At 72.9% G+C, this 24,353-nt stretch carries 19 protein-coding genes; 15 read left to right on the forward strand and 4 right to left on the reverse strand.

The genetic code is table 11. From position 1 onward, the window contains the following. Positions 1 to 96 precede the first annotated feature (96 nt). The 6 genes from ACFQ6N_RS04255 (at position 97) to ACFQ6N_RS04280 (ending at position 9,863) form a co-directional block, all read left to right on the forward strand. Positions 97 to 690 carry a toll/interleukin-1 receptor domain-containing protein gene (locus ACFQ6N_RS04255; RefSeq protein WP_380646746.1) on the forward strand — a complete coding sequence of 198 codons (594 nt, stop codon included), beginning with the start codon at positions 97 to 99 and terminating at the stop codon, positions 688 to 690. A 10-nt stretch (positions 691 to 700) separates the two neighbouring features. Beyond that, a complete protein-coding gene (locus tag ACFQ6N_RS04260; protein WP_380646747.1) occupies positions 701 to 2,917 on the forward strand; it encodes a PQQ-binding-like beta-propeller repeat protein in 2,217 nt (738 codons plus the stop codon). A gap of 60 nt (positions 2,918 to 2,977) precedes the next feature. Continuing rightward, positions 2,978 to 6,844, forward strand: coding sequence for an NACHT and WD repeat domain-containing protein (locus tag ACFQ6N_RS04265; protein ID WP_380646748.1), 3,867 nt, complete (start codon positions 2,978 to 2,980; stop codon positions 6,842 to 6,844). An 85-nt stretch (positions 6,845 to 6,929) separates the two neighbouring features. Then, on the forward strand, positions 6,930 to 8,153 hold the full coding sequence (locus ACFQ6N_RS04270; RefSeq protein WP_380646749.1) for an FAD-dependent monooxygenase: 1,224 nt from the start codon (positions 6,930 to 6,932) through the stop codon (positions 8,151 to 8,153). A gap of 172 nt (positions 8,154 to 8,325) precedes the next feature. Beyond that, positions 8,326 to 8,490, forward strand: a complete 165-nt coding sequence (locus ACFQ6N_RS04275) for a hypothetical protein (protein WP_380646750.1) — start codon at positions 8,326 to 8,328, stop codon at positions 8,488 to 8,490. A 167-nt stretch (positions 8,491 to 8,657) separates the two neighbouring features. Continuing rightward, positions 8,658 to 9,863, forward strand: coding sequence for a S8 family peptidase (locus ACFQ6N_RS04280; RefSeq protein ID WP_380646751.1), 1,206 nt, complete (start codon positions 8,658 to 8,660; stop codon positions 9,861 to 9,863). A gap of 51 nt (positions 9,864 to 9,914) precedes the next feature. Here the strand turns inward: ACFQ6N_RS04280 and ACFQ6N_RS04285 are convergent, their stop codons facing one another. Continuing rightward, positions 9,915 to 10,286: a hypothetical protein gene (locus ACFQ6N_RS04285; protein ID WP_380646753.1), complete on the reverse strand. Its 372-nt coding sequence runs from the start codon at positions 10,284 to 10,286 to the stop codon at positions 9,915 to 9,917. Between the two features lie 277 nt (positions 10,287 to 10,563). Here ACFQ6N_RS04285 and ACFQ6N_RS04290 point away from each other — a divergent pair, with 277 nt between their 5' ends. After that, on the forward strand, positions 10,564 to 11,451 hold the full coding sequence (locus ACFQ6N_RS04290; RefSeq protein ID WP_380646754.1) for a hypothetical protein: 888 nt from the start codon (positions 10,564 to 10,566) through the stop codon (positions 11,449 to 11,451). Positions 11,452 to 11,873: 422 nt separating this feature from the next. Here ACFQ6N_RS04290 and ACFQ6N_RS04295 read toward each other — a convergent pair whose 3' ends face one another. After that, on the reverse strand, positions 11,874 to 12,497 hold the full coding sequence (locus tag ACFQ6N_RS04295) for a TetR/AcrR family transcriptional regulator (RefSeq protein WP_380646755.1): 624 nt from the start codon (positions 12,495 to 12,497) through the stop codon (positions 11,874 to 11,876). A gap of 89 nt (positions 12,498 to 12,586) precedes the next feature. On the opposite strand from ACFQ6N_RS04295, the gene ACFQ6N_RS04300 reads away from it, so the two are divergent. Beyond that, positions 12,587 to 13,849 (forward strand): NADH:flavin oxidoreductase/NADH oxidase family protein, encoded by a 1,263-nt coding sequence (locus ACFQ6N_RS04300; protein ID WP_380646756.1) that lies wholly within the window; start codon positions 12,587 to 12,589, stop codon positions 13,847 to 13,849. A 192-nt stretch (positions 13,850 to 14,041) separates the two neighbouring features. Here the strand turns inward: ACFQ6N_RS04300 and ACFQ6N_RS04305 are convergent, their stop codons facing one another. Then, entirely contained in the window at positions 14,042 to 14,647 is a 606-nt protein-coding gene (locus ACFQ6N_RS04305; protein WP_380646757.1) for a cysteine hydrolase family protein, read from the reverse strand. Between the two features lie 137 nt (positions 14,648 to 14,784). Continuing rightward, positions 14,785 to 16,104, reverse strand: a complete 1,320-nt coding sequence (locus ACFQ6N_RS04310) for an MFS transporter (RefSeq protein WP_380646758.1) — start codon at positions 16,102 to 16,104, stop codon at positions 14,785 to 14,787. 138 nt (positions 16,105 to 16,242) lie between these two features. Here ACFQ6N_RS04310 and ACFQ6N_RS04315 point away from each other — a divergent pair, with 138 nt between their 5' ends. The 7 genes from ACFQ6N_RS04315 (at position 16,243) to ACFQ6N_RS04345 (ending at position 24,312) form a co-directional block, all read left to right on the forward strand. Beyond that, positions 16,243 to 17,205 (forward strand): LysR family transcriptional regulator, encoded by a 963-nt coding sequence (locus ACFQ6N_RS04315; protein ID WP_380646759.1) that lies wholly within the window; start codon positions 16,243 to 16,245, stop codon positions 17,203 to 17,205. Between the two features lie 169 nt (positions 17,206 to 17,374). Further along, on the forward strand, positions 17,375 to 18,112 hold the full coding sequence (locus tag ACFQ6N_RS04320; RefSeq protein ID WP_380646760.1) for a DUF4328 domain-containing protein: 738 nt from the start codon (positions 17,375 to 17,377) through the stop codon (positions 18,110 to 18,112). A gap of 432 nt (positions 18,113 to 18,544) precedes the next feature. After that, on the forward strand, positions 18,545 to 19,183 hold the full coding sequence (locus ACFQ6N_RS04325; RefSeq protein WP_380646762.1) for a ParA family protein: 639 nt from the start codon (positions 18,545 to 18,547) through the stop codon (positions 19,181 to 19,183). After that, complete coding sequence (locus ACFQ6N_RS04330; protein WP_380646763.1) at positions 19,183 to 20,427, forward strand: ParB/RepB/Spo0J family partition protein; 1,245 nt, start codon at positions 19,183 to 19,185, stop codon at positions 20,425 to 20,427. The genes ACFQ6N_RS04325 and ACFQ6N_RS04330 overlap by 1 nt, the downstream gene beginning before the upstream one ends. Positions 20,428 to 20,711: 284 nt before the next feature. Further along, positions 20,712 to 21,245 (forward strand): PadR family transcriptional regulator, encoded by a 534-nt coding sequence (locus ACFQ6N_RS04335; protein WP_380646764.1) that lies wholly within the window; start codon positions 20,712 to 20,714, stop codon positions 21,243 to 21,245. Beyond that, positions 21,242 to 21,928: an ABC transporter ATP-binding protein gene (locus tag ACFQ6N_RS04340; protein ID WP_380646765.1), complete on the forward strand. Its 687-nt coding sequence runs from the start codon at positions 21,242 to 21,244 to the stop codon at positions 21,926 to 21,928. Before ACFQ6N_RS04335 ends, ACFQ6N_RS04340 begins: the two co-directional genes overlap by 4 nt. After that, a complete protein-coding gene (locus tag ACFQ6N_RS04345; protein ID WP_380646766.1) occupies positions 21,925 to 24,312 on the forward strand; it encodes an FtsX-like permease family protein in 2,388 nt (795 codons plus the stop codon). The genes ACFQ6N_RS04340 and ACFQ6N_RS04345 overlap by 4 nt, the downstream gene beginning before the upstream one ends. Positions 24,313 to 24,353 lie beyond the last annotated feature (41 nt).

Raw genomic sequence — 24,353 nt, forward strand, 5'->3', positions numbered from 1 at the left:
ATTCAATTCGCGCTGAATATGCGTCAAACTCCTTGCCCTGCGGTTACGGTACGTGCGAACCCCGTCATCAGGGTGGCCCGGAAAGGGGCGACGACCATGCCGCGCGTGTTCCTCAGTTTCCGCAAAGCAGACTCACGGTGGATGCGGAATCTCCTCTACCGATCCCTGGCCGACCGGTTCGGATCCGGCGAGATCTTCAAGTCGGGCGGGTCGATCCCGGCGGGTGCCGACTTCGCCGAGATCCTGCGGCGTCAGGCCGCCGAGTGCGAGCTGATGCTTGTGCTCATCGGACCGGCGTGGCTCGACATCCGTGACGACGACGGGACGCGGCGCATCGATCGGGCCCACGACTGGGTCCGCGTGGAGATCAGAACGGCCCTGAAGGCGGGAAACCGGGTCGTCCCCGTCCTCCTGGGGGATGCGGCCATGCTGCCCGAGGCGTCTGAGCTGCCGTCCGAGATCGCAGGTCTCGCGGGGCTGCAGTTCCTCCGCGTTTCGGAGACCCACCTGACGGACGAGCTCGAGCGCCTGTGCGCCGACATGACGGCTCTCCTGCCCGATCTCGGGAGCAGGTCGGCGTCGCCCGCGGCTGCGCCCGCCGCCGAACCGACGGTGACCATGACGGCGCGTGCGTCCGACGGCGGCAGCGTCTACCAGGCGGCCCGCGACCAGACGATCAACCCGGCATAGGGGTGGGGAGTTGAAGAAACTCGAAGCCGGAGATCCTCGGCAGATCGGACCGTACACGCTACTCGGACGAGCGGGCACGATCAGTGCCGGTGAGACCTTCGTGGGGCGCTCGGCCGATGGGCGGGTCGTCGCGGTGACGGTGGTACGGCCCGAGGTGGCCGCGGTGCCGGAGTTCCGGGAGCGGTTCCGAGCCGGTGTCGCGGCGGGCCGGTCGGTGTCCGGGGACTTCATCCTGCCTGTCACGGACGCCGACCCGGACGCGCCGTCCCCCTGGTCGGCGACCGCGACCGTTCCGGGACTGCCTCTTCGGCAGGCTGTGGACCGGTACGGCCGGCTGCCGGATCCGGCCTTGCGACGGCTCGCCGCCGACCTGGGCACGGCGCTGGCCCGAATCCACGCGGCCGGGCTGGTCCATGGCGATGTGGGACCGGACTCGGTGCTGCTGGCGGCGGACGGACCCCACATCGCCGCGTTCGGGATCGCCGCGACCGCTGAGGCCGCCGGGTCACCGATGCGCGACATGTCCGACCTGGGCGCGACCGTGGTGTTCGCTGCCTCGGGACGCGGGCCCGCCTGGGTAGGTGGGTCCGAGGATCTGCGGACGCGTGTCGCCGAATTGGAGACGGTGACGGCCGTCCTGCCCCCGTCACTGCGCGAGGTGATCGGCGGCTGCCTGTACCCGGATCCGTCGACCAGGCCCAGCGCGGGACAACTCGTCGACTACCTGAATCGTCAGGGCGTGCCGGATCCCGAAGGCAGCTGGCTGCCTTCGGCGTTGGCCGCCGATATCGCCGAACTCGCCGCCACGACCTCGATGCCGTCGAGCGCGGCCGGCGGCGCGATCAGCCGCCGGAAGCTGATCCTCGGCCTGGCCGGCGGCGCGGTCCTGATCGGCGGCGCGGCCGCGATCCTGTCCTCCGGGGACTCGTCACCGGCACCGAGTGGCCGGACCGGTGGATTCCCGCCTCCGGAACCGCCGGGTTCACCATCGGGCGTGTCTCCGACACCGACAGTGTCACCGTCGTCCTCGGACGGACCGACCCCGAGCGTCCTGTCCGGGCCGGACGCGACCAAGGCATGGACGACCGTCGGGCAGAACAAGCTGACGTGCCTTGAAGCGTCCGACAAGGTGGTCATGGTGGTCACGGACAAGTCCACGGCCTTTCTGGACACCTCGACGGGCAAGAACGTGTTCCCCTCGCTGAACTCCGCGAACACGTTCGGGTCGAGCGATATGAAGTCCCCGACGGCATACGCGGCCGGGGTCTTCTACTACCTCTGCGAGACACCGAACGCATTCAACCTGCTGGCCGCGGTCGACGCCACCACCGGAGAGGTGAAGTGGGCGACCTCCATGGCCATGACCGATTCCGGTGGCGGTGCCGATGCCGAGTACTACCTCGCGTCTCTTGTGGCGGTCAGCGGGAACACCGTGTACGTGTGCGGGACCGTGCACTCCCACTCGTCCTTGGATTCGGGTCAGACGACCGGCTACATCCGGGCGTTCGACGGCGCGACCGGCAAGGGACTGTGGAGGGTCAAGGGCACGGACATCAACAACGTGCTGGTACCCCCGACGGGCCCGTACCTGCTGGCGGCTTCGGGCACCCCGTCCGACAAGTCCGGCCAGGTCCAGATGATCGACACCGGAAAGGAGGGTGCCCGCGGCTGGAAGATACCCGTTGCGGACACCGCCTCCTACTTCGAGGCCGGCTGGCCGGTGACGTGCCATGCCGCCGGGCTGTTCGTTTTCGCCGGCGCCGGCGACACGCTGCTCGCGGTCGACGCGGCGACCGGCACGGAGAAGTGGCATCAGCGGTTCAAAGCGAAGAACGGGGACCAGATCCGGATCGGCGCCCCTTTCGCGAGCCCGGACGGCGCAACGGTCTACCTACCGGCGGGCAGCGATCTGGCAGCCTTCGCCTCTGCCGACGGGACCGTCAAGTGGATGGCCACGCTCACCGGAGCCGGCGCGCTGGGCATGGCCAACCAGTTCAACGCCTCCCTCAGAGTCGGCGGCGGGGAGGCGCGTTGTTCGGCCGACACCGTCTTCGTCACCGACACGGCGAAGACGCTCTGGGCCATCGACGCGGCGACGGGCAAGGCCCGGTGGAGGTACGACGACCCGGGGCAGCCGGACGTCGGGTTCAAGTGGACCGTCGCCGGCGACCGTGTGTTCGTCGCCTCCAACCTGACGTTGACCGCGATCCCGATCCACGGACAGTAGTCGGCAAGGGGGAGGCATGGAGACGGGCTCGGACATGACCATCACCAAGGACGGCGCGCCATGACCGAGCCGGACGACGTCACGCCATCCAGCGGCCAACCGGCCTGGCAGCCGATGAAGTTCGAGGGAACTGCGACCGGCGGCGGCAGTGTCTTCCAGGCCGGCCGGGACATGACCATCATCCGTAAGCCCGACGGGCCGCGCCGCAGCCGACCCGGTCCGGACGCCCGAGGGATGCGGTGTCCGTATCCGGGGTTGATGCCGTTCGCCGCCGAGTACAAGGACTGGTTCTACGGCCGGGACCAGATGGTCCACACGGTCGTCGAGCGGTTGGACGCCCGGGTACGCGAGGGCGGACCGCTGATGCTGATCGGCCCGTCGGGCTCGGGGAAGTCCTCCCTTATCGCGGCCGGGGTGCTGCCTGCCCTGGATGACGGCCGACTGCCCGTGGCGGGATCGAGCGGCTGGCCGCGGTTGACGCTGACCCCGACGGCGTCCCCCGCCCTGGCGCTGGCGGTCGCCGCAGGGCTCGACACCGAGGATCCCCGGCGCCTGGCGGAACTCTGGCGGTCCGATCCCTCGCGGTGCGTGACGGATCTGCGCAAGCTGACCGGCGTCGACGCGACGGCACCGGCCGCCGAGCGTCACGCGGTCGGCCTGACGGTGGTGGTCGACCAGTTCGAGGAGGTCTTCACAGCATGCGCCGACGAGGCCGAGCGACAGTGGTTCATCGAGGTCCTGGACCGGCTGGCCAGGCCCGCGGGCGGTGCGGCGGTGGTACTGAGCCTCCGCGCCGACTTCTACGCCGCGTGCACGGCCTATCCGCAGCTACGCGCGGCGTTGCAGGGCGGGGCGGTGCTGCTGGACCCGATGACCGAGCGCGAACTCAAGGAGGCGATCCGCCTTCCCGCCGAGGACGTGGAGCTCGAGGTCGAGGACGGCCTGGTCGAGGTGCTGCTGGCCGACCTGGGGGCGGTCGGAGGGCCGGCGGGTACGGGCACCGCGGGCCGGCTGCCGCTGCTGGCACACGCGCTGCGGGCGACGTGGCAGCAGCGCAGCGGCCATCGGTTGACCGTGGACGGATACCGGGTCACCGGTGGGATCCAGCGCGCCCTCGCCAACACGGCGGACCGGCTGTTCGACGCGCTGCTGCCACCGTGCCGTGACGCGGCGAGGTGGGTGTTCCTGCGGCTCGTCATTCTGGGACGGGACGCCGATGACACCCGCCGCCGCGTCCGGTACGACGACCTCCTGCGGCACGCGCCGGATCCGGAGGCGGCCAAGGCGGTCGTGGACGACTTCACCCGTGGTCGGCTGCTGACCCGTGACCAGGACGCGGTGACGATCACCCACGAGGTGCTGATCCGCGCCTGGCCGCGGCTGCGGGAGTGGATCGAGCAGGACCGGGACGGCAACCTGGTCCGGCAGGACCTGGAAGAGGCGGCCGCCGCCTGGGAGCAGGCCGGCAGGGAGCCGGGCGCGCTGTACCGCGGCAACCGCCTGGAGATCGCCTCGGCTTGGGCCGAGAGGCACGGGCCGGACCTCAGCGGCGCGGCCGCCGCGTTCCTGGCCACCGCCCGGCGTCAGCAGCGGCGTGGGCAGCGGCTCCGGCGGTCCGCCGTCGCGGCCATCACGGCGCTGGCCGTCGTCGCCTCGACGGCCGCGGGCTTCGCATTCGTGCAGAACACCCGAGCCGTGGAAGCCCGCGACCGGGCCATCACCGCCGCCGTCGCCTCGGCGTCCTTGCAGCTGGCGCCCACCAACCCCTCACTGTCCGCACAGCTCGCCCTGGTCGCCTACCGCATGGAGCCGACCCCGCGGGCGGCCTCCCGGCTGATCACCACCGAGAACACACCCCTGGACATCCGGCTGCCCGGCTCGAAGGGCTCGGTCTACACCGCGGCCTACAGCCCCGACGGGCACACGCTGGCCATCGGATACGTCTATCAGAACACCGTCCGGCTGTGGAACGTCTCGGACCCAAGCCATCCGGTGGCGCTGGGCGCGCCTCTACCCGAAGACTCTTCCGTCGACTCGATCCTGGCCGTGGCGTTCAGTCCGGACGGCCACACCCTGGCTGTCGGCGGCCATGCCAACCACCGGGGTGACGACGGCTCCGGCGGATTCGTCGACCTGTGGAACCTGACCAGCCCGAGCCACCCGGTCCTGTTGGGCCGGCCGACGAGCCCCGGCGTGGACCCTTTGGACTCATTCAGTTCCATCCAATCGCTGGCGTTCACCCCCGACGGCCGCACCCTGGCCGGCGGACGGTCCACCGGAGTCGTGAGCCTGTGGAACGTCACCCGCCCTGAAGATGCCACCGCAATCGGCCGGCCTCTCGAAACCTGCTTCCCCTTCGGCTCCTTGGCGTTCAGCCCCGACGGCCGCACACTCGCGACAGCCTGCCAGGACGACAGCAACACCATCAGCCTGTGGAACACCACCGATCCGAACCAGCCGACCCTCCGGGGGCAACCCCTGAACGTCGGCGCCAAGGTCGAGTCGGTGGCGTTCAGCCCCGACGGCCACACCCTTGCCGCCGGGGCCGAGGACTTCGACGTCCACGTGTGGAACGTCACCGACCCGGAGCACCCCGCTCCGTTGGGCAAACCACTGACGGGACCCGCCCAGGCCGTGATGTCGGTGGCGTTCAGCCCCGACGGCCACCTCCTGGCCGCCGGCGGCGCCGACCACGCGGTCCACCTGTGGAACGTCACCGACCCCACCGACATCGCCCCGCTGCGGCCGCTGGTCGGCGGCGGCAGCAGCGTCAACGCCGTGGCGTTCAGCCCGGACAGCCGCACCCTGGCCGCCGGGAACAGCGACGGGAACGTGGATCTGTGGAACCTGCCGCCGACCCAGCTGATCGGCGCGGGCGGCCCTTTGACTTCGGTCGCGTTCAGCCCGGACGGCCGCACCCTGGCCGCCGGGAACGCCAACCGGACCGTCAGTCTGTGGAACACCGCCGACCCCGGCCACCCCGCGTCCAGAGGCCGGCCGTTGACCGGCCCCACCGAGTCGGTCACCGCGGTGACGTTCAGCCCCGACGGCCGCACGCTGGCCGCCGGCGACAGCGGCGGCGGCGTCACCCTGTGGAACACCGCCGACCCCAACCACCCCGCTTCCCTCGGGCAGCCGCTCACCGGGGCCAACGGACAGGTCTTCTCCCTGGCGTTCAGCCCGGACGGCCATACGCTGGCCGCGGCCGGCGACAAGTACCTGTCCGGCGGCATCGCACTCTGGGACGTCACCGACCCCGCGAAGCCCAGGCCCGTAGGCGGCATCGATAACGATCACACGAGATCCGTCCAGTCCATCGCCTTCAGCCCGGACGGCCGCGTGCTGGCGACGGGCGGCGACACCAGCACCCAGGAGGTCGGGTTGTGGACCACGAAGCCCGGCCAGAAGGTCCGCATAGGCCAGCCGCTACCCCAACCCGCCGGCACCAGCACCTGGGTGGCGTTCAGCCCTGACGGCAAAACCCTGGCCACCGGAAACAGCAGCGGCATCATCACCCTGTGGAACAGCACCGACCCCAACCACCTCACCCCCAGAGGCCGGCCCCTGACCATGCCAGGCGGCAGCCTCTGGTCGGTCGCGTTCAGCCCCGACGGCAAGACCCTCGCCGCCTCCGGTCACACCAGCGTGGGCACCATCAAGCTGTGGGACATCACCGATCCCGACCGCCCGGACGCCATCGGCGAACCGCTGACCGTCGCCACCGGACCGGTGTCCGTGCTCGCGTTCAGCCCGGACGGCCACACCCTGGCCGCCGCCACCGACGACGGAGTGGCCACCGTCTGGGACCTGAACGTCGAGGCCGCGATCCACAACATCTGCGCCAACAGTGCGGGCGCCCTGAACAGCCAGAACTGGAGCCCCTACGTTCCGATCGTCGGATACACGCCACCATGCCCTCAGGCATGACCGTCGCGACACGCGAAGGCCCCGCCCCTCACTTCGCCCCCGCTCACAGGTGTGCGGTAGGGGCGCACCCGGGAAGTGAGGAGTCATGGACACAACACCACGCACCGCCCGTCGCGTTCTGGTCTCCGGCGCGAGCATCGCGGGTCCCGCGCTCGCGTACTGGCTCGACCGGTACGGCTTCGAGGTGACCGTCGTCGAGAAAGCCGCAGCCGTCCGCGGGGGCGGCTACGCCGTGGACATCCGCGGCACCGCCCGTGAGGTCGTGGGGCGGATGGGGCTGCTGTCGCGCCTGCGCGCCGCCCACGTCGACAGCCGGCGGATCACCTTCGTCGACACCGCCGGACGGACCGTCGGCTCGCTGCGCCCCGAGCAGATGACCGGCGGCCAGAGCGGCCTCGACCTGGAGGTCCGGCGCGGCGATCTGGCCGACGCCCTCCAGGAACCACTGGACGGCCGGGTGGAGTTCCTCTTCGAGGACTCCATCGCCGCGCTGGACGACGACGGGGACGCCGTCCACGTGGTGTTCGACAGCGGCGCCCGCCGCAGCTTCGACCTGGTGCTCGGCGCGGACGGGCTGCACTCGAACACCCGCCGGCTGGTCTTCGGCCCCGAGGAGCCCTTCCACCGCTACCTCGGGCAGGTGTTCGCCGGCTTCACCCTCCCGAACGAGTTCGGCCTCTCCCACGAGGCCGTCATCTGGAACGACGTCGGGCGCAGCGCGATCCTCTACGCGTACGAGCCCGTCGGCCGCATCCACGGCTTCCTCATCTTCACCCGCGACGTCCCGCCCTTCGAGGCCTTCCGCGATCCGCAGGCGCAGCGCGAGCTGGTCGCCGCCCGCTTCCCGGAGCGGGCGTGGCACGTACCGCGCCTCGTGGAGGCGATGCGGGAGGCCGACGACCTCTTCTTCGACGTCGTCAGCCAGATCCACCTGCCGGCCTGGTCGCGCGGGCGGGTGGCGCTCGCGGGCGACGCCGCGCACGCCACCTCGTTCCTGTCCGGCCAGGGGTCGAGCGTCGCGCTGGTCGGCGCGTACGTCCTGGCGGGCGAGCTGGCGACACACGCCGACCACACCGCCGCCTTCGCGGCCTACGAGCGCCGGATGCGTCCCTTCGCCGAGCGCAACCAGGCACTGGCCACCGGTGGCAACTCCACGGTGACGCCCACGACGCGGGAGCGGTTGGAGGCCCGCAACGCCCTGCTGCGCGATCCGGAGGCCGGCACGAGGGAGTTGGCGACGGCGGGCGCGCAGCAGGGCCGGGCCGCGCACTCGGATCTGCTGCTGCCGGACTACGCCGCCGCACTGTGACGCCCCGGCCCGGCCCGCCGACCTGTCCGGCCCGCCGCACGGCGGGGACCGGCCAGGTCTCCGGCTGCCACTCTTTCGGGGAAGGCACGACCGGTGGTTCGGCCACGATCTCGGCCTGACGTGCATGCTTCTGTACTGACCACAGGAGTTCCACCGGAACGAGGGGTACACCATGGGCTATCTGGCCATCAACAGCGCGGGTGAGGACGAGAACAGCGACGACGAGACCTCCCCCGACACGACGGCGGAGGTGCGGAGCCTGGTCAGTGAGGTCGCTCAGCGGGAGGACGTTCCCCAGGACCTGAGGCAGCGCGCCCAGGCGATCGCGGGGAAGTGAGGGCCGGTACGACCCGCGGATCCTCCGCCGCTGTCACTGCGGTCCTGGTGCCCCACGGCTCCAGGACCGCGCCCGCTGCCGGGGGTTCTCCGGCGGTTCTGCTCAGGTCCTTCTCCGTTCCTGCTCAGGTCCTTCTCCGTTCCTGCTCAGGTCCGATGGAGTGCGTAATGCGCGCGAGTGCCCGCCGGGTAGCGGCCGTCCTCTTGCTGATGGTGCCGCTGATCGGCAGTTCCGGTGACGCGAGTGCCACACCCGGGCCGGACGAACCGCCGGTCACGGTGACGCGATCCGCGGCCGCCGTCCCGGGCGAGTACATCGTCACGGTGAAGTCCGCGTTCTCGCCGGAGGCGGTACTGCGCGATCTCGGCGTCAGGCCCCTGTTCACCTACGGCACGGCGCTGCGCGGCTTCGCCGCCCCGCTCACCCCGCTCCAGCTGCGGATGGCGCGCGGTCTGCCCGCGGTCGAGGCGATCGAGGAGAACGCCCGGATGGGCATCGATGCTCCTCCCCCACGGCCCCGGGTCGCCGAGGCCGCCGCCACGACCGTCGAGGCCGCGAGCTGGGGCCTGGACCGGATCGATCAGCGCCACCTTCCGCTCGACGGGCTGTTCACCGTCACCGGGACCGGCGAGGGTGTCACGGCGTACATCGTCGACACCGGCATCGAAACCGGCAACGAGGAGTTCGAAGGGCGGGCCGCCGTGGGGTTCGACGCCATGGACGACGGCCACGACGGCCAGGACTGCCACTCCCACGGCACCCACGTGGCCGGCACCGTCGGCGGCTGGACCTACGGAGTGGCCCGCTCGGTGTCCCTGGTCGCCGTCCGGGTGCTCGACTGCCAGGGGGAGGGCTCCACCGCGGCCTCCCTGGCGGGCCTGGACTGGGTCGCCGCCCACGCCCGACGGCCGGCGGTGCTGAACGCCTCCCTCGGCGGACCGGCCTCCGAGGCTCTCGACGCGGCCGTGAACGCGGTGGCGGACCGGGGTGTGCTGCCCGTCATCTCGGCCGGGAACGACGCCCAGGACGCCTGCGAGGTCTCCCCCGCCCGCGCGCGGAAGGCCCTCACCGTCGGCGCCGTCAACAAGCAGGACCGACAGGCCAGTTTCAGCAACTACGGCCCCTGCCTGTCGCTGTACGCACCCGGCGTCGCCATCGTCTCCGCCAAACTCGGCGGCGGATCCAGCACGCTCAACGGCACCTCCATGGCCGCGCCCCACGTCGCCGGAGCCGCCGCCCTCGTCGAACAGCAGGATCCCCAGGCCACATCCCAGGACGTCCGTGACAGGCTCATCGCCGATTCCACGGAGGACGTGCTCACCCGTCTCGGCCCCGGCTCGCCCGACCGTCTCCTCTACACGGGCGGCCTGTAGCCGGATCCGCGCCCCGCAGGGCGCGGGGCGCGGACGGGCTACGGCTACCGGCTACGGCGCGATGGCGTAGCAGAAGAACCGCCCCTGTCGGAACACGCCGGCGCCGGTGCCGTTGTCCGTCACGGTCACCTGTACGACGGCCGCCAGGTTCGTCCGACACGGCCCGTACGCGCTCGACGCGGTGGTGCCGGAGTAGAAGCCCGCGTTGCCGACCGCGCTCCAGGAGTAGCTGTAACTCCCGCTGCCTCCGGTCGCGTTGGCGTCGCAGGACCAGACGCTGTTGCCCGCGTCGCAGACCACGGTGACGCTCGGCGCCGCGTCCGCCTGGGCGGGGGCGGCGAGCCCGACGGTGGCGAGCGCGAGCAGCGGAGCCGCGAGGACTCCCAGGCGCCTGGTGGAGGACGGGAGCACGGACCTGGTCATCGGACCTCCTGCGTAGGGGTGTTCGGGATGGTCGGCACCAACTGTGCAGCGGGCAAAGGATCTTCACAACCCCGTGTCGGCCACGAGCCGGACGGCCTACGCCAGGTTCATGACGCCCGTGGTAGTCCCGGATCACCAACTCCGGTCACACACAACGGTCATGCACGCCGTCTTGACGCCGGGGCGAGATCTCTCCTTCCCCCGGCACCGTCCGCGACCGTACGGTGGGGCCGTTCGTTCCCGACGACCTCGGATCCGATCTGTAGGAGTGCCCATCATGACGCCCGAAACAGCCCCGGTGATCGCCCTCGACGGGTGGGACGCCGCGCTGGCCGGTGCCTTCGCGATCCTGCTCGACGGGGAGCCTGCCGCCGACCCGTCCGCCGGGTACGGCGTGTACGGCGTGTACGGCGTGTACTACGCCTCGGACTCCCTCGACGAGTTCCTGTTCCCGAACTCCTGGGCCACCTCCGAGGCGGTGTCCGGCCGGGAGCCGAGGCAACTGCCGGATCCGGACGGTGCGTACCCCTTCTCGCCCTGGACCTGGCGGTTCGACCTGGGCGGGTCGCTGTTCCGCTTCGATCCCGACCTCCTGGCGGGCACGGGCCCGTGGGGCGACGGCGGGCACAAGGGCCCCTCGCCGTTCGACGACGCCTTCGTCGCCGACCTGCGGGCCGTCGCCACGCTCGACGAGTCCGACGGGGCGCTGGTGCGCGGCACGGAACTTGGGCCGCTCCTGGAGCGCCACGGGGTCGACCTCACCACCGAGGCGTCCACCGAGCTGAACCACTGGCTGACCGTGCTGCTGCGGGTCGCGACCGACGGCACCCTCGCCGACGCGATGCGGGCCGCCACGTTCACCGAGCGCGGCCCCGGGCACCTGGTGTCGGTCCACGACCTGTCGGGCGACGACACCGCCGACGAGCCCTGGGAGGACCGGCTGGGCGCGGTCGCGCACCCCGCGCTCCGCGACCACCTCCGGATGCTCTGCCGCCCCGAGAAGGACGCGCGCAGCGGCGGCGGCTTCTACTACGGCACCGGCCACTGGCCGTGGAGCGACGTCCTCGAAGCGGTCGGCTGCTCCCTCGTCGCGGGCTGGGGGTTCGGCGAGTCCCAGGCCGGCACCGCCGTCGTGCGGCTGCCGGACACCCCCGGCGCCCGCTGAGCAGACCGCTTCGCCACCGCCGCCCCTTCACCGAGGGGGCGGCGTCCTCACTCCTGCTCAGCGGGGACCGGCACCCGGCGCCGACGCCGGCCGGCCGGCCCGAAGGAAGCGGCGCCGTTGCACCGGCACGGAGATCGCCCAGGTGCGCGGCCACGACGGCTACGGCTTCCCCACGTGGGTCACCGGCCTCGACGTCGACATCGACGAGCGCCGGACCACCGCCGGGGCCGCCGCACACGCCCCCGTCCCGCAGCCACCCCCGTCCAGGGGCTGCCCGCATCCGTCACCCCGGCCACCCGGGCGGCCACACCGAGGCAGTCGGCGTCCGAGAACAGCGCATGCCTGCAACCGCGCGCGACTGCGGGCGGGCGGGCGACCGGGCCCGGTTCGCGGGATGAACCGGAGCGGTCCGTCCCGCGTCGTCAGGCGCCGATCCGCTCCGCCGTCCCGGCCTCCGCCCGGGGGCGCACCGGGGTCGCGGCGAGCAGTGCCCGTACGGCGGCGCGGACCTGGGTCGACACCGCCTCGGGGGTGGAGACGTCGAGCTTGCCGTCCAGGCACAGGAAAGCCAGACCGTGGACGACGGCCCACACGGCGGTGGACAGGGCCTCGGGGTCGGAGTCGGGGAAGACGCCGCGGACGATGCCGCGGACGTACTCCCGGATGGCGGCGGTCGCCGACACCCGCTCCTCGTTCGCGGGGTCGCAGGGCTCGGCGAACATCACCCGGAACATCGCCGGACGCTCCAGGGCGAACCGGACGTAGGCGACGGCGACACCGGCGAGATCGTCGGGCGTGCGCGGCGACGGGTGGGCCGCCGCCAGGTGGTCGGCGAGCTCGGCGTAACCCTCGGCGGCGACCGCGGAGACGAGCGCGTCGCGGTCCGCGTAGTGGCGGTAGGGCGCGGTCGCCGACACCCCCGCCCGCCGCGCCACGGCCCGCAGGGAGAGGCCTGCGGTGCCGTCCTCCTCCAGGAGCTCCCGGGCGGCGCGCAGGCACGCGGCGCGCAGGTCGCCGTGGTGGTACGACGCATTCGCCTGTGCCATGGGTCACCTCTCCGATGTTTGCACTGCGTACATCACTGCCTTAATGTAAACGCTGTACACATCCTAGTCGATGGAAGAGGGAGAATCAGATGGCCGGAGAACTGTTCACACCGCTACCCCTGGGCTCCGGTGCGGTGCTGACCAACCGGATCGCGAAGGCGGCCATGGAGGAGAACATGGCCGGCACCGGCCAGCTCCCGGACAGGCAGCTGATCGAGCTGTACCGGCGCTGGGCCGACGGCGGCACCGGACTGCTGATCACCGGCAACGTCATGGTCCACGCCGAGGCCCTGACCGGACCCGCGGGCGTCGTCCTGGACGAGACCGCACCGCTGGAGCCCTTCATCGAGTGGGCGAAGGCCGGCAAGTCCGCCGGCGGGGCAATCTGGATGCAGATCAACCACCCCGGCCGCCAGGTCGCCTCCGACATGCCCGGCGTGGTCTGGGGACCATCCGACCTCGGCGTCGACCTGGGCAGGCACAGCGGCCGCTTCGGCCGCCCCACCGCCATGACCCCCGCGCAGATCGCGGAGACCGTCGCCCGGTTCGCCACCACGGCCGCACGCGCCGAACAGGCCGGCTTCGACGGCGTGGAGATCCACGCCGCACACGGCTACCTGCTGTCGCAGTTCCTGTCGCCGCTGGTCAACAAGCGCACCGACGCGTGGGGCGGGTCGCCGGAGAACCGGGCCCGGATGCTGCTCGACACCGTTCGCGCCGTCCGCGCCGCGGTCTCGCCGTCCTTCGCCGTCGCCGTGAAGCTCAACTCCGCCGACTTCCAGCGCGGCGGCTTCGACGCCGACGACGCGCGCCAGGTGATCGAGTGGCTCGCACCACTCGGTGTCGACCTGGTCGAGCTCTCCGGCGGCAGCTACGAGAGCCCCGCGATGACCGGCCGCGCCACCGACACCCGCACCCAGGCCCGCGAAGCGTACTTCCTGGAGCTGGCCAAGGACCTGGTCACCACCAGCCCCCTGCCCCTGATGCTCACCGGCGGCATCACCCGGCGCGCCACCGCCGAACAGGTCCTGGCCGACGGCGTCGCGATCGTCGGCATGGGCACCGCCCTCGCCGTCACCCCCGACCTGCCCCAGCGCTGGCGCGGCGGCCGCGAGGCCGACCGGCAGATGCGCCCGGTCACCTGGAAGGACAAGCCCCTCGCCTCCGCCGCGAGCATGGCCCAGGTCCGCAGCCAACTGCGCCGCATCGCCCGCGGCAGCGAGCCCCGGCCCCGTATCCACCCGGCGGTCGCCCTCCTCTCGGAGCTGCGCCGGCAGCGCCAGGCCCTGCGCCGCTACCGCGCCTGGCTTCCCCTGCGGCTGAAGGCCGCCGCCGGACACCGGCACACGTAGTCACCGGCCGCGCGCGCATCCTGGTCCCCCTGGCGGGCGGGCGGAGAGCAGACGCGTGCGCGCCGGCCGGGCCGAACCGTTCGGAACGCGGGCCGAGGAGAACGGCCAAGGCACGGGAGGAGCCCGGGGCTGGCGCCGGCAGTCCGATTCTGCTTCCGTCAGGCCCGCACGTCAGAAGCATGGTTGATCGGGTCAGTCGGCGCGGAGCAGGGTGTCCAGGTCGGCGGTGCCGATGATGCGGGCCCGGGCGGGGAGGACCCGGCGGAGCAGGAGGTCGTGGACTTCGGGGTCCGGGTCGGCGACGCCGTCGGACAGGACGTGGAGCCGGTAGTCGCGGTCGGCGGCGTCGACCGCGGTGGACAGGACGGCGCCACTGGTACTGAGGCCGGCGAGGACCAGGGCGGTGATGCCGCGCTCGCGCAGCCGCCGGTCGAGGCCGGTGCCGGACAGGCCGCCGTGGCGGGTCTTGCGGACGACGATGTCGCCGTCCCTGGGGGCCAGGCGCGTGTGGACGGCGGTGGCGGGGTCCTCGTGGTGCATGACGCGGTGCCGGGCCAACGGGCCGAACGACGGGTGGGCGGCCGGGACGGCGTCCCAGTCGGCCTCCGTGAAGGCGGTGCGGACGTGGGCGACGGTGCCACCGGCGGCCCGGACGTCGGACACGGCCCGCGCGACGCGGCCGAGCAGGGCCTCGCGCTCGTCGGCGTCGGGCAGTGCGGCCAGGACCGCGGGCTGGCAGTCCAGGACGAGGAGTGCGGTGCGCGCGGGGTCGAGCGCGGAGTGGAGTGCGGTGCTCATACGGGTGTCTCCGTGTCGGTGGGGTGCCCGGTGGCGCAGCCGCGCTCCGGGGATGCTCCGTGGAAGGCCCGGGGGGGAAGCCCGGGGAAGGTCCCGGGAAGGCCCGGGAAGGTCCGGGACGCGCCGGACCGGGCCCGTCAGGCGTGGCTGCCGGCCGGTTCCGGCTCGTCCCGGGGCGTGGTCCGGTCGCGCCGGGGCAGCAGGAGCGGTGTCGCCAGGATGAGCAGGCCCGCGACGGCGAGGGCGGTGCGCGGGCCGGTGGCGCCGGCGAGCAGTCCGCCGAGCGCGGTGCAGACGGCGATGGACGCCTGCTGTCCGATCGACCAGGCGGTCAGGGTGCGGGCGACGAGGTGCTGGGGTGTGCGTTCGAGCCGGTAGGTGGCGAGGACCGGGGTGAACAGGCTCATGTTGACGATGATCGCCAGCTCGACGGCGATCACGGTGATCAGGCCCACGACGCCGGGGCGGACGAAGACCAGTCCGATCAGCCACACGGCGCGCAGGGTGCCGACGGTCCGGAACACCCGGTCCCGGCCGTGGCGGGCCACGACCCGGCGGGCCAGCCGGGAGCCGACGAGTCCGCCGAGGCAGGGGGCGGCGAAGGCGAGGCCGTACTGCCAGGGCGCGAAGTCGAGGTGGCGGAGCAGGAGTACGGCGAGCACCGGCTCGGTGGCCATGATCAGGCCGGAGACGAGCGCGGTGTTGAGGTAGAGCGCCCGCAGCACACGGTCGCCCATGATGTGCCGCCAGCCGTCGAGCACCGCGCCCGCCCGCAGCGGGCCCTCCCGTCCGGTGCCCGCCCGCACCCCGCCCTCCCCCACCCCGACCGGGCCGACCACCCCGCCCGCCCCGCCCGGGCCGGCCGGTCGCGGGACGTCCTCCCGGCCCCCGATCGCGGCGATGCCCAGCGCGGAGAGCAGGTAGCTGAGCGCGTCGGCCACCACCGTGGCGACCGGACCGAACAGGCCGATCGCCGCCCCGCCGAGCGGCGGCCCGACCGCGATGGAGCTCCAGTTGGTGGACTCGAACCGCGCGTTGGCCACCAGCAGGTCCTGAGGGCGGACGAGGGCCTTGAGGTAGGCGCCGGAGGCCGCACCGAAGGCGATCTTCGCCGCGGCCACCACGACCGAGACCAGGAGCAGCTGGACGAAGCCCAGCAGGCCGAAGGCGTAGGCCAACGGGATCGTCGCCATGGCCGCGAACCGGGCCAGGTCCATCGCGATCATGACCGGGCGCTTGGGCCGGAACTCCACCCACGGCGCGAGCGGCAGCGCGACCAGCGCGCCCACCGCGGGCCCCACCGCCGACAGCGCGGACACCTCGGCCGGGCCGGCGTGCAGCACCAGCACCGCGATCATCGGCAGCGCCCCGAACCCCAGCCCGGACCCGTACGCGCTCACCGCGTACGCCGCCCACAGCCAGCCGAACCGCCGTCCCAACCGTGCCCTGCCCACCATGCTCAGCCCGCCCCCTCGACGTCCATCCGTACAAACCGGCGTTGACCGGGGAGAGCTTGCCGAGCCGCGCGACAGCCGGTCAAACAACCGGATGGCCGATCGTCCACAACCGGGCGTTGTCCACTAGCGTGGGCCGCCATGGACCTCGAAGCCGTACGCACCTTCGTCGCCGCCGCCGACACCGGGCAGTTCCAGGAGGCCGCGGCCGAGCTGGCCGTCACCCAGCAGGCCGTCTCCAAGCGCATCGCCACGCTGGAACGCCACCTCGGCGTACGGCTGTTCACCCGCACCCCGCGCGGCGCCGAACTCACCATCGACGGGCAGGCGTTCCTGCCCCACGCGCGCGAGCTGCTGCGCGTCGCCGAGCGCGCGGGCGCGTCCGTGCGCCCCGGCCTGCGGCCGCTGCGCGTCGACGTGATCGCCTCCCGCGTCGCCCCGTCCGGCCTGATGCGCGGCTTCCACCAGGCCCACCCCGGGATCGACCTCGATGTGGTGATGCTGGTCGACATCGAGACGGCCGTCGCCGCGCTGCGCTCCGGCACGATCGACGCGACCTTCCGGGCCGTCGCCGCCCCCGGCCGCCCGCTGCCCGAGGACCTGGCATCCGTGCGCGTGCTCGACGAGCCGCTCCAACTCCTCACCGGCCCCGACCACGCGCTGGCGGGCGCCGCCTCGGTCACCCCCGCGCAGCTCGCCGGGCACCGGATCTGGATGCCCGGCATCACCCCCGGCACCGAGTGGGGCGCCTACTACGACGACCTGGCCGCCGAGTTCGACCTCACCATCGAGGCGACCGGCCCCAACTTCGGCTCCGACGCCCTCCTGGACACCATCGCCGACACCCCGGCCCTGGCCACCTTCATGGGCGAGCAGACCCGGCTCGTCTGGCCCGCCGACCACGGCCTGCGCCGCATCCCGGTCACCGACCCGACGCCCGTCTACCCGCACTCCCTCCTCTGGCACCGCGACAACCCCCACCCGGCGCTCGCCACCCTCCGCGCCCACCTGGGCACGACCGCCGCCACCCCGCCCGGGCCCGCCACCGCGCCCGGGCCCGCCGCAGACGGGACCTGGGCCCCGGCCTGGGTGCTCCCGCGCTGACCGCCCGCCACCCAGCGGGCGGGCCCGTACGCCCGCAGCCGAGAAGGACCCGTCCGGCCGGCACCGGGGCGGCCCGAAGACAGGTGGCGGAGCCTCCGGGGACTCCCCTATCGTGCACGTGATCATCACGGTGCGCCGACACCACGGCCACACATCCGGGGGGACTCCTGTGAGCTGCGCGTCCTGCGACGGCGACCCGTACGCCCAGGCGGTCGGCGGCTGCCACGACTGCTCTTCGAGCCCGGATTCGAGTCCGGATTCGAGCCCCCACCCGAGCCCGCGTTCGAGCCCGGGGACGACTCCACCGGCCGACCCCGCCCTGCGCCCGGGCAGCGGCCGGGCACGGTCCACCGGGCGGTTCACGGACCCGCGTTCGCTCGCCACGTCGGCTCAGATCCTCCTGGCGCTGCTGACCGTCGCCCCGCTCGTCACGGCCGCGGCCGGCGGCACCGCGACACCCCTCGGCCGGACGGCCTTCATCCTCGGGCCCCCGACGTTCCTGGGCGCCGCCGTCGTCTTCGTCTGCTGGTTCGACCTCTGCCGGGCCAACGCGGAGCTGCTGGCCCCCGGCGGCCACCGCCACGCACCGGGCTGGGCGGTCGGCGCCTGGTTCGTCCCCGTCGTCATGTGGTGGTTCCCGCACCGGATCGCGCGCGACATCTGGCGTGCCAACGGTTCGACCCGGGGAGAGTGGCTGGTCCACGCCTGGTGGGCCGCCTGGCTCGCCAAGACGGCGGGAGTCGTCCTCGCGCTCCTGATCGACGCGGAGACCACCGCCTTCCGGGCCTGCGCGCTGACGGTGAACACGGTTGCGGGCGTCCTGGCGGTCCTGCTGGTCCGGCTGCTCACGGCGCCCCAGTCGCGCCTGGCCTCCGGCCGCACGCCCGCTGCGGCCGCGGCTGCCTGACCGCGCCACACCTGCCCGGCCGAAGGTCCTCCCCGTCACATCGGCCTTCCCGCCGGGAAGCCGGTGCCGACATGCCGGTGCCGACATGCCGACATATCGCCCCCCCTTGAATCTTGCGGACCCTTTACCTGTTCCGGTGCCGTCCGGTGCGCCGGCGACGGCCGTGACCACGTGCCAACTGACGTGTCACGGACCGGCCGAGGCCCGCGACACGGACGGCTCGCCGACCGGGTTCCGCCGGGAAACCGACCCTCGCCGGTCGATCATTGTGCTCCAGGACACGCGGGTCGTGTCAGGCCCGGTGCTGATCATCTGGAATGCTGTTCCCGTCCACCGTTCATGGCTTTGAGCGGCGGACGTCCGCAGTACCGGGCAGTCGGCCCGGGAAGCCCACGGAGAGAACGGAACATCATGAAGCCATCCGTGCTTGTCGTGTCCACCGACCCCCAGGGGTCCGCCGTCGTCTGGGCGGAGCGGGTGGGCGACAACCTGCCCTTCGACTTCATGGCGGCTCACGAACACGCCGAACAGCTGATCAACCTCAAGAACACCGGCGCGAAGATCCACGTCATCGCCAACCAGAAGGGCGGCGTGGGCAAGACCACCACCACGGTCAACCTCGCGGCCTGCACCTTCGACGTCCTCGGCGAGAAGGACGAGTACGAGCACATCTTCATCGACACGCCGGGCACCCTGGCCGACGAGGAGATCCTGCGCCGGGCCCTGGAGATCGCGGACGACGTCCTGGTCCCGATGATCACCGAGCCGCTGTGCTTCGACCCGACGGCCCGGACCATCCAGAAGGTCATCGAGCCGATGGACATCCCCTTCCGGATCGTCGTCAACAACTGGGACCCCCGCGACGGCCGTGCCGACCTGGAGGACACCGAGGCGTACATCACGGCGAAGGGCTGGCCCCGTGCCAAGACCGTCCTGCGCCGCTACAAGATCCACTCGCGGGCCGTCGCCGAGGGCACCGTCGTCACCCAGTACAAGGAGAGCGGCACCGCCTACCGGGCCCGCGAGGACTTCTTCCGGCTGTCCCTCGAGCTCGGTTACGGGGGTCGCTGATGGCAGGCCGTCGCGTCTCCTTCGCCTCGATGGCCGCCGACCCGGTCGTCGACGCCCCGGGTGTCGAGATCTCCGACGACACCCCGGCCCGGTGGATCCCCACCGTCAACTGCCTGCCCAACCCGCGCAACCCCCGTGACGAGCTGGGCGACCTCTCCGACCTGGCGAGCATCAAGGACCGCCAGCTGCAGAGCTGCCTCGCCGTCACCCCTGACGCCTACCTGCGGCTGTGGCCGGAGGACCGGCAGGTGCTCGGCGCGGGGCCGCTGGACGTCGTCGTCATCAACGGCAACCGCCGCCGTGCCGCCGCCGCGCTGTACGGGCGCGAGCAGCTGCTCGTCGTGGTCGACGACACCGTGGCCGACTCCAAGGCCACCCTGCTGCGGGCCGCGCTCGACGAGAACATGGCCCGCAAGGACTTCGACCCGATCGAAGAGGCCAACGCGGTCCTGCTCATCGTGTCGCAGTACCCCACCGCCAAGGAGGCCGCCGAGGCCGAGGGCTGGTCGCAGAGCTGGATCTCGCACCGCAAGAACCTGCTCAAGCTCCACCCCGAACTGCAGCGCCAGGTACGGGCCAAGGCGCGCGGCGAGGCGGACGGCGTCTCCATCAACGTCGCCCGCCGGCTGGGGTCGGTGAAGGGCATCGAGGGGATGACCCTCGCCGAGCAGACGGCGCAGCTGGACCAGCTGCTCCAGGGCGACGCCGACGCGGTGGCGGCGAAGCGGGCGGCGCGGCTGGAGGCGAAGACCTCGGCCAAGTCCGTGCCCGCCGCTGCCGCTCCGGCTGCTCCGGCCACCTCGGTCGCTCCGGCTGCTCCGACTGCTCCGGCCGCTTCGGCCACGCAGCCGGTCGCCGCGCCCGCGCCGGCTCACCAGCCGGTGGCCAAGGCGACCCCGTCGGCGGCGAAGCCCGCCGCCGCTGCCGCTGCGGCCCCGGCTGCTTCGGCGGCGCCTACCGCTCCGGCCGCCCCTTCGGCTCCGGTCACCCCGGCCGCTCCGGCGGCGAGCGCTGAGCCCGCTTCGGATGGCGCCGACCGATTTTCCGCGGAAAATTCCGAGCCGCTCCCGATGCCGGAGCAGCGCGAGAAGCCGACAGCCGCCGCCCCGCAGGACGGGCTCGGCGGAGTCGACTGGCACGACGTCGAGGAACTGGCAGACGCCATCTGCCGCACCCTCTCGGCCGACGAGGCCTACCGCCTCGCCGACGCCCTGGCCAACCGCCTGCTGACGACCAGCAGTTGACGCATCCGAGGTGCCCCGCCCCCGTCCCGGACGGAGGCGGGGCACCTCGGCTTTTCAGGACAGGCGGCGGTTCGGGGTGTGACGGCCCCGGAGGGATCGGCCGACGCGAGCAGCGGCGGCCGGGCAGGCCTCCGCCTCTCTATCCCGCCAAGGGCGTTGGCCACCCAGAGCCGACGGGATTTCCGGTCTCCGTACTTCCGGCCATACCGAGGACAAGTTCAGGCCCGCAGGTCCGTTAGGCAGCTATACACAGCATGTATACATGGTGTGTATAGTAAACGATCATGTCACTCGGACAGATGCTCCTCGGGCTGCTGGAAGACCGGCCCCGCCACGGATACGACATCAAACGCCTCTACGACGAGCACTTCGGGCGCGACCGCGCCCTGCACTACGGGCAGGTGTACGCGACGCTCTCCCGGCTGCTGAAGAACGGTCTGGTCGTCGTGGAGGGCGTCGAGGCCGGCGGTGGCCCGGACCGCAAGCGGTACGCGATCACCGACGCGGGCGTCACCGACCTCGCCGGCTGGCTCACCCAGCCGGAGGACCCGCAGCCGTACCTGCAGAGCACGCTCTACCACAAGGTGGTGCTCGCCATCCTGACCGGCCGCTCGGCCACCGAGGTCCTGGACGCCCAGCGCGCCGAACACCTGCGGACGATGCGCGAACTGACCCGCCGCAAGCTCGCCGGTGACCTCGCCGACGAACTGGTCTGCGACCACGCCCTGTTCCACCTGGAGGCCGACCTGCGCTGGCTCGAACTGACCGCCGCCCGCCTCGACGCCCTCACCGCCCGCCTGACGGAGACCCCGCGTTGACCACCGCCGAACCCCTCCTCTGCGCCCGGGACCTGCACAAGTCCTTCGGCCTCACCCCGGCCCTCGCCGGCGCCTCGCTCACCGTCGCCGCCGGCGAGATCGTCGCCGTCATGGGCCCCTCCGGCTCCGGCAAGTCCACCCTGCTGCACTGCCTCGCCGGCATCACCCGCCCCGACCAGGGCACCGTCCGCTACGGGAACCGCGACCTCACCACCCGCTCCGACGCCGAGCTGAGCGCGCTGCGACGCACCGAGTTCGGCTTCCTCTTCCAGTTCGGCCAGCTCGTCCCCGAACTCTCCTGCCTGGAGAACGTCGCGCTGCCGCTGCGCCTGAACGGCCTGCGCCGCAAGGCCGCCGAGGCCCGGGCCGGCGAGTGGCTGGAACGGCTGGAGGTGGCCGACGTCGCCGCCAAGCGCCCCGGCGAGGTCTCCGGCGGCCAGGGCCAGCGGGTGGGAACCGCCCGCGCCCTGATCACCGGCCCCAGGGCCGTGTTCGCCGACGAGCCGACCGGCGCCCTCGACTCCCTCAGCGGCGAGCGCGTCATGAAGCTGCTGACCCTCGCCGCGCGGGAGAGCGGCGCGGCCGTCGTCCTCGTCACCCACGACGTACGGGTCGCCGCCTACGCCGACCGCGAAGTCGTCGTCCGCGACGGCGCCACCCGCGATCCGGCGGCCGCCCGGTGAGCGCCGCCGACCGGCGCGTCCGCTCGCCGTTCCTGGACCAACTGGGCCTCGGCGTACGACTCGCCGTCACCAGCGGGCGCGACGGCTGGGGCCGGCTGCTGCTCACCGCCCTCGGCGTCGGCCTCGGGGTGGCCCTGCTGCTCTTCACCGCCTCCTTCCCCGGCATCGTCCACCACCGCGACCAGCGCCTGTACACCCAGAACGACACCTTCCGGGACGAGGACCTGCCGGCCCCCGGCGACCGCACGGTCCTGGTGGCCGTCGCCGACACCACGTTCCACGGCACGCCCGTACGCGGCCGGATCGTCCAGCCCGAAGGCCCGCACGCCGCGCTGCCGCCCGGGGTCGCCGCCTACCCCGCGCCCGGCGAGATGGTCGTCTCCCCGGCCCTGGCCGACCTGCTCGACGACCCCGCCAACCGGCTGCTGCGCGAGCGCCTGCCCCACCGCGTGGTCGGCACCATCGGCCCGGCCGGGCTGCTCGGCCCAGGCCAGGCCGGCTTCGTGCTCGGCGGCGACCACCTCTCGGTGGACACCGGAGCGATCCGGATCGCCGAGTACGGCCACTTCTCGCCGCCCAAACCCATGGACCCCAAGCTGATCCTGCTCAACGCCGTGGGCCTGACCGTGATGCTGGCCCCGGTCGGCGTCTTCCTCGCCGCCGCCGCCCGCTTCGGCGGCGAACGGCGCGAACGCCGCCTCGCCGCGCTGCGCCTGGGCGGCGCCGACCGCCGGATGACCGCCCGGCTCGCCGCCGGGGAGTCCCTGGTCGGGGCGGTGCTGGGCCTGGTCGCGGGCGCGGCGCTCTTCCTGCTCACCCGCACGCTGATCGGACGGATCCGGCTCGCCGGGTTCAGCTTCTACCCCGAGGACGTCGCCCCCCAGCCCGCCGTCGCCGCCGCGATCGCCGTGGTCGTACCGCTCCTGGGCGTCCTCGTCACCCTGCTCGCGATGCGCCGGGGCGTCATCGACCCGCTCGGCGTGGTCCGCCGATCCGGCACCGACCGGCGCCGGATCGGATGGCGGCTGATGCTGCCGCTGGCCGGACTCTCCCTGACGGTGTTCGCCCTCGTGCTGCCCTCGCACGGCGTCCCGGGCGGGCCCGGGCGCACCGCCCTCCTCGACCCGGTGGGGGACACCCGCGGATCGCTCCTGGTGTCGGCCGGCCTGCTGCTGATGCTGATCGGCGTGTGCAGCCTGCTGCCCTGGCTGCTGGAGGCCGTCACCCGGCGGGCCGGCAGCGGCCCGCTGTCCTGGCAACTGGCCATCCGGCGCATCCAGTCGGGCTCCGGGCCGGCCGCCGCGGCGGTCAGCGGCGTCGTGGTGGCCGTGGCCGGGGCGATCGCCCTGCAAGCGCTCTTCCTCGGCATCAACGCCCGCTACGAGGGCAACCCCCGGGACCTGCCCGCCGCCGGACCGTACCGGCAGTCGGTCACCTTCCCCGGCGGCGCGCCCCAGGCCGAGCAGCTCGCCGAACGCCTCACGCACAGCACGGGGGTGAAAGCCGCCGCCGCGTACACCGAGTTCTCGCTGGAGAGCGAGACGGCGAAGTTCTGGCAGCTGCCCTCCGTCCGGATCGCCTCCTGCGCGGTGCTGCGCGAACTCGCCACCCTGCCCGACTGCACGGACGGCGACGCCTTCGCCGTCCAGGGCCCGGGGCGGCCGGGCGCCGAACCGGTCCGGCCCGGCACGGTCGTGCACGCCGCCCTCTTCCGGGGCGCGGGCGAGCCGGTGTCCTTCCCGCTCCCCGCCATGACGGCCACCGTCCCGGCCGTCGAGGGCGCGGACCCCAACGGGCGCATGGGCACCGGCCTGCTGCTCCTCACCCCGGCCGCCGTCCCCGCCGACGCACTGCGCGGGCAGAGCACGACCGTCCTGGTGTCGCTCGCGGACGGGCTGCCGGACGCGAAGGAGCAGCTGACCACCGCCGTCATGGCGATCGACCCGCAGGCCCGCGCCGAGTTCCCGCTCGACCAGGCGCTCGACCCCACCTACCTCGCGGTCAAGCGCCTGCTGACGGCGGGTTCGACGGTCACCCTGCTGCTGGTGTCCCTCAGCCTGCTGGTCGGCCAGCTGGAACGCTTCCGGGAGCAGCGCCGGGTGCTCGGTGTGCTGAACGCGGTCGGCACCCGCCGGCGCGTCCTCGGCCTGTCGGTGCTGTGGCAGACGACGGTCCCGATGGCCCTGGGCCTGGCCCTGGCGACGCTCGGCGGACTGCTGATGGGGGCGGTGCTGCAGTACTCGGCGGGCGTCCCGGCGGGCGTGGACTGGGGCTCGATGCTGGCCATGACGGCGATCGCGGGCGGCGCGGTGCTCCTGACGACCGTCCTCGGGCTGCCGCAGCTCCTGCGGCTGATGCGCGCCGACACCCTGCGGTACGAATAGCGGGGCGGCCCGTGCCGGTCCGGTCCGGGCCGTTCCGGTCC

Source organism: Kitasatospora sp. NPDC056446, assembly GCF_042796115.1.
Taxonomy (GTDB): Bacteria; Actinomycetota; Actinomycetes; order Streptomycetales; family Streptomycetaceae; genus Kitasatospora.

Bases quoted from the DNA above. Each gene is read 5' to 3' on its own strand.
- ACFQ6N_RS04305 (WP_380646757.1), bottom strand. From the start codon at position 14,647: ATGAGCACCGCACTCCACTCCGCGCTCGACCCCGCGCGCACCGCACTC.
- ACFQ6N_RS04270 (WP_380646749.1), top strand. From the start codon at position 6,930: ATGGACACAACACCACGCACCGCCCGTCGCGTTCTGGTCTCCGGCGCG.
- ACFQ6N_RS04310 (WP_380646758.1), bottom strand. From the start codon at position 16,104: ATGGTGGGCAGGGCACGGTTGGGACGGCGGTTCGGCTGGCTGTGGGCG.
- ACFQ6N_RS04275 (WP_380646750.1), top strand. From the start codon at position 8,326: ATGGGCTATCTGGCCATCAACAGCGCGGGTGAGGACGAGAACAGCGAC.
- ACFQ6N_RS04280 (WP_380646751.1), top strand. From the start codon at position 8,658: ATGCGCGCGAGTGCCCGCCGGGTAGCGGCCGTCCTCTTGCTGATGGTG.
- ACFQ6N_RS04255 (WP_380646746.1), top strand. From the start codon at position 97: ATGCCGCGCGTGTTCCTCAGTTTCCGCAAAGCAGACTCACGGTGGATG.
- ACFQ6N_RS04335 (WP_380646764.1), top strand. From the start codon at position 20,712: ATGTCACTCGGACAGATGCTCCTCGGGCTGCTGGAAGACCGGCCCCGC.
- ACFQ6N_RS04330 (WP_380646763.1), top strand. From the start codon at position 19,183: ATGGCAGGCCGTCGCGTCTCCTTCGCCTCGATGGCCGCCGACCCGGTC.
- ACFQ6N_RS04290 (WP_380646754.1), top strand. From the start codon at position 10,564: ATGACGCCCGAAACAGCCCCGGTGATCGCCCTCGACGGGTGGGACGCC.
- ACFQ6N_RS04285 (WP_380646753.1), bottom strand. From the start codon at position 10,286: ATGACCAGGTCCGTGCTCCCGTCCTCCACCAGGCGCCTGGGAGTCCTC.
- ACFQ6N_RS04300 (WP_380646756.1), top strand. From the start codon at position 12,587: ATGGCCGGAGAACTGTTCACACCGCTACCCCTGGGCTCCGGTGCGGTG.
- ACFQ6N_RS04265 (WP_380646748.1), top strand. From the start codon at position 2,978: ATGACCGAGCCGGACGACGTCACGCCATCCAGCGGCCAACCGGCCTGG.
- ACFQ6N_RS04295 (WP_380646755.1), bottom strand. From the start codon at position 12,497: ATGGCACAGGCGAATGCGTCGTACCACCACGGCGACCTGCGCGCCGCG.
- ACFQ6N_RS04315 (WP_380646759.1), top strand. From the start codon at position 16,243: ATGGACCTCGAAGCCGTACGCACCTTCGTCGCCGCCGCCGACACCGGG.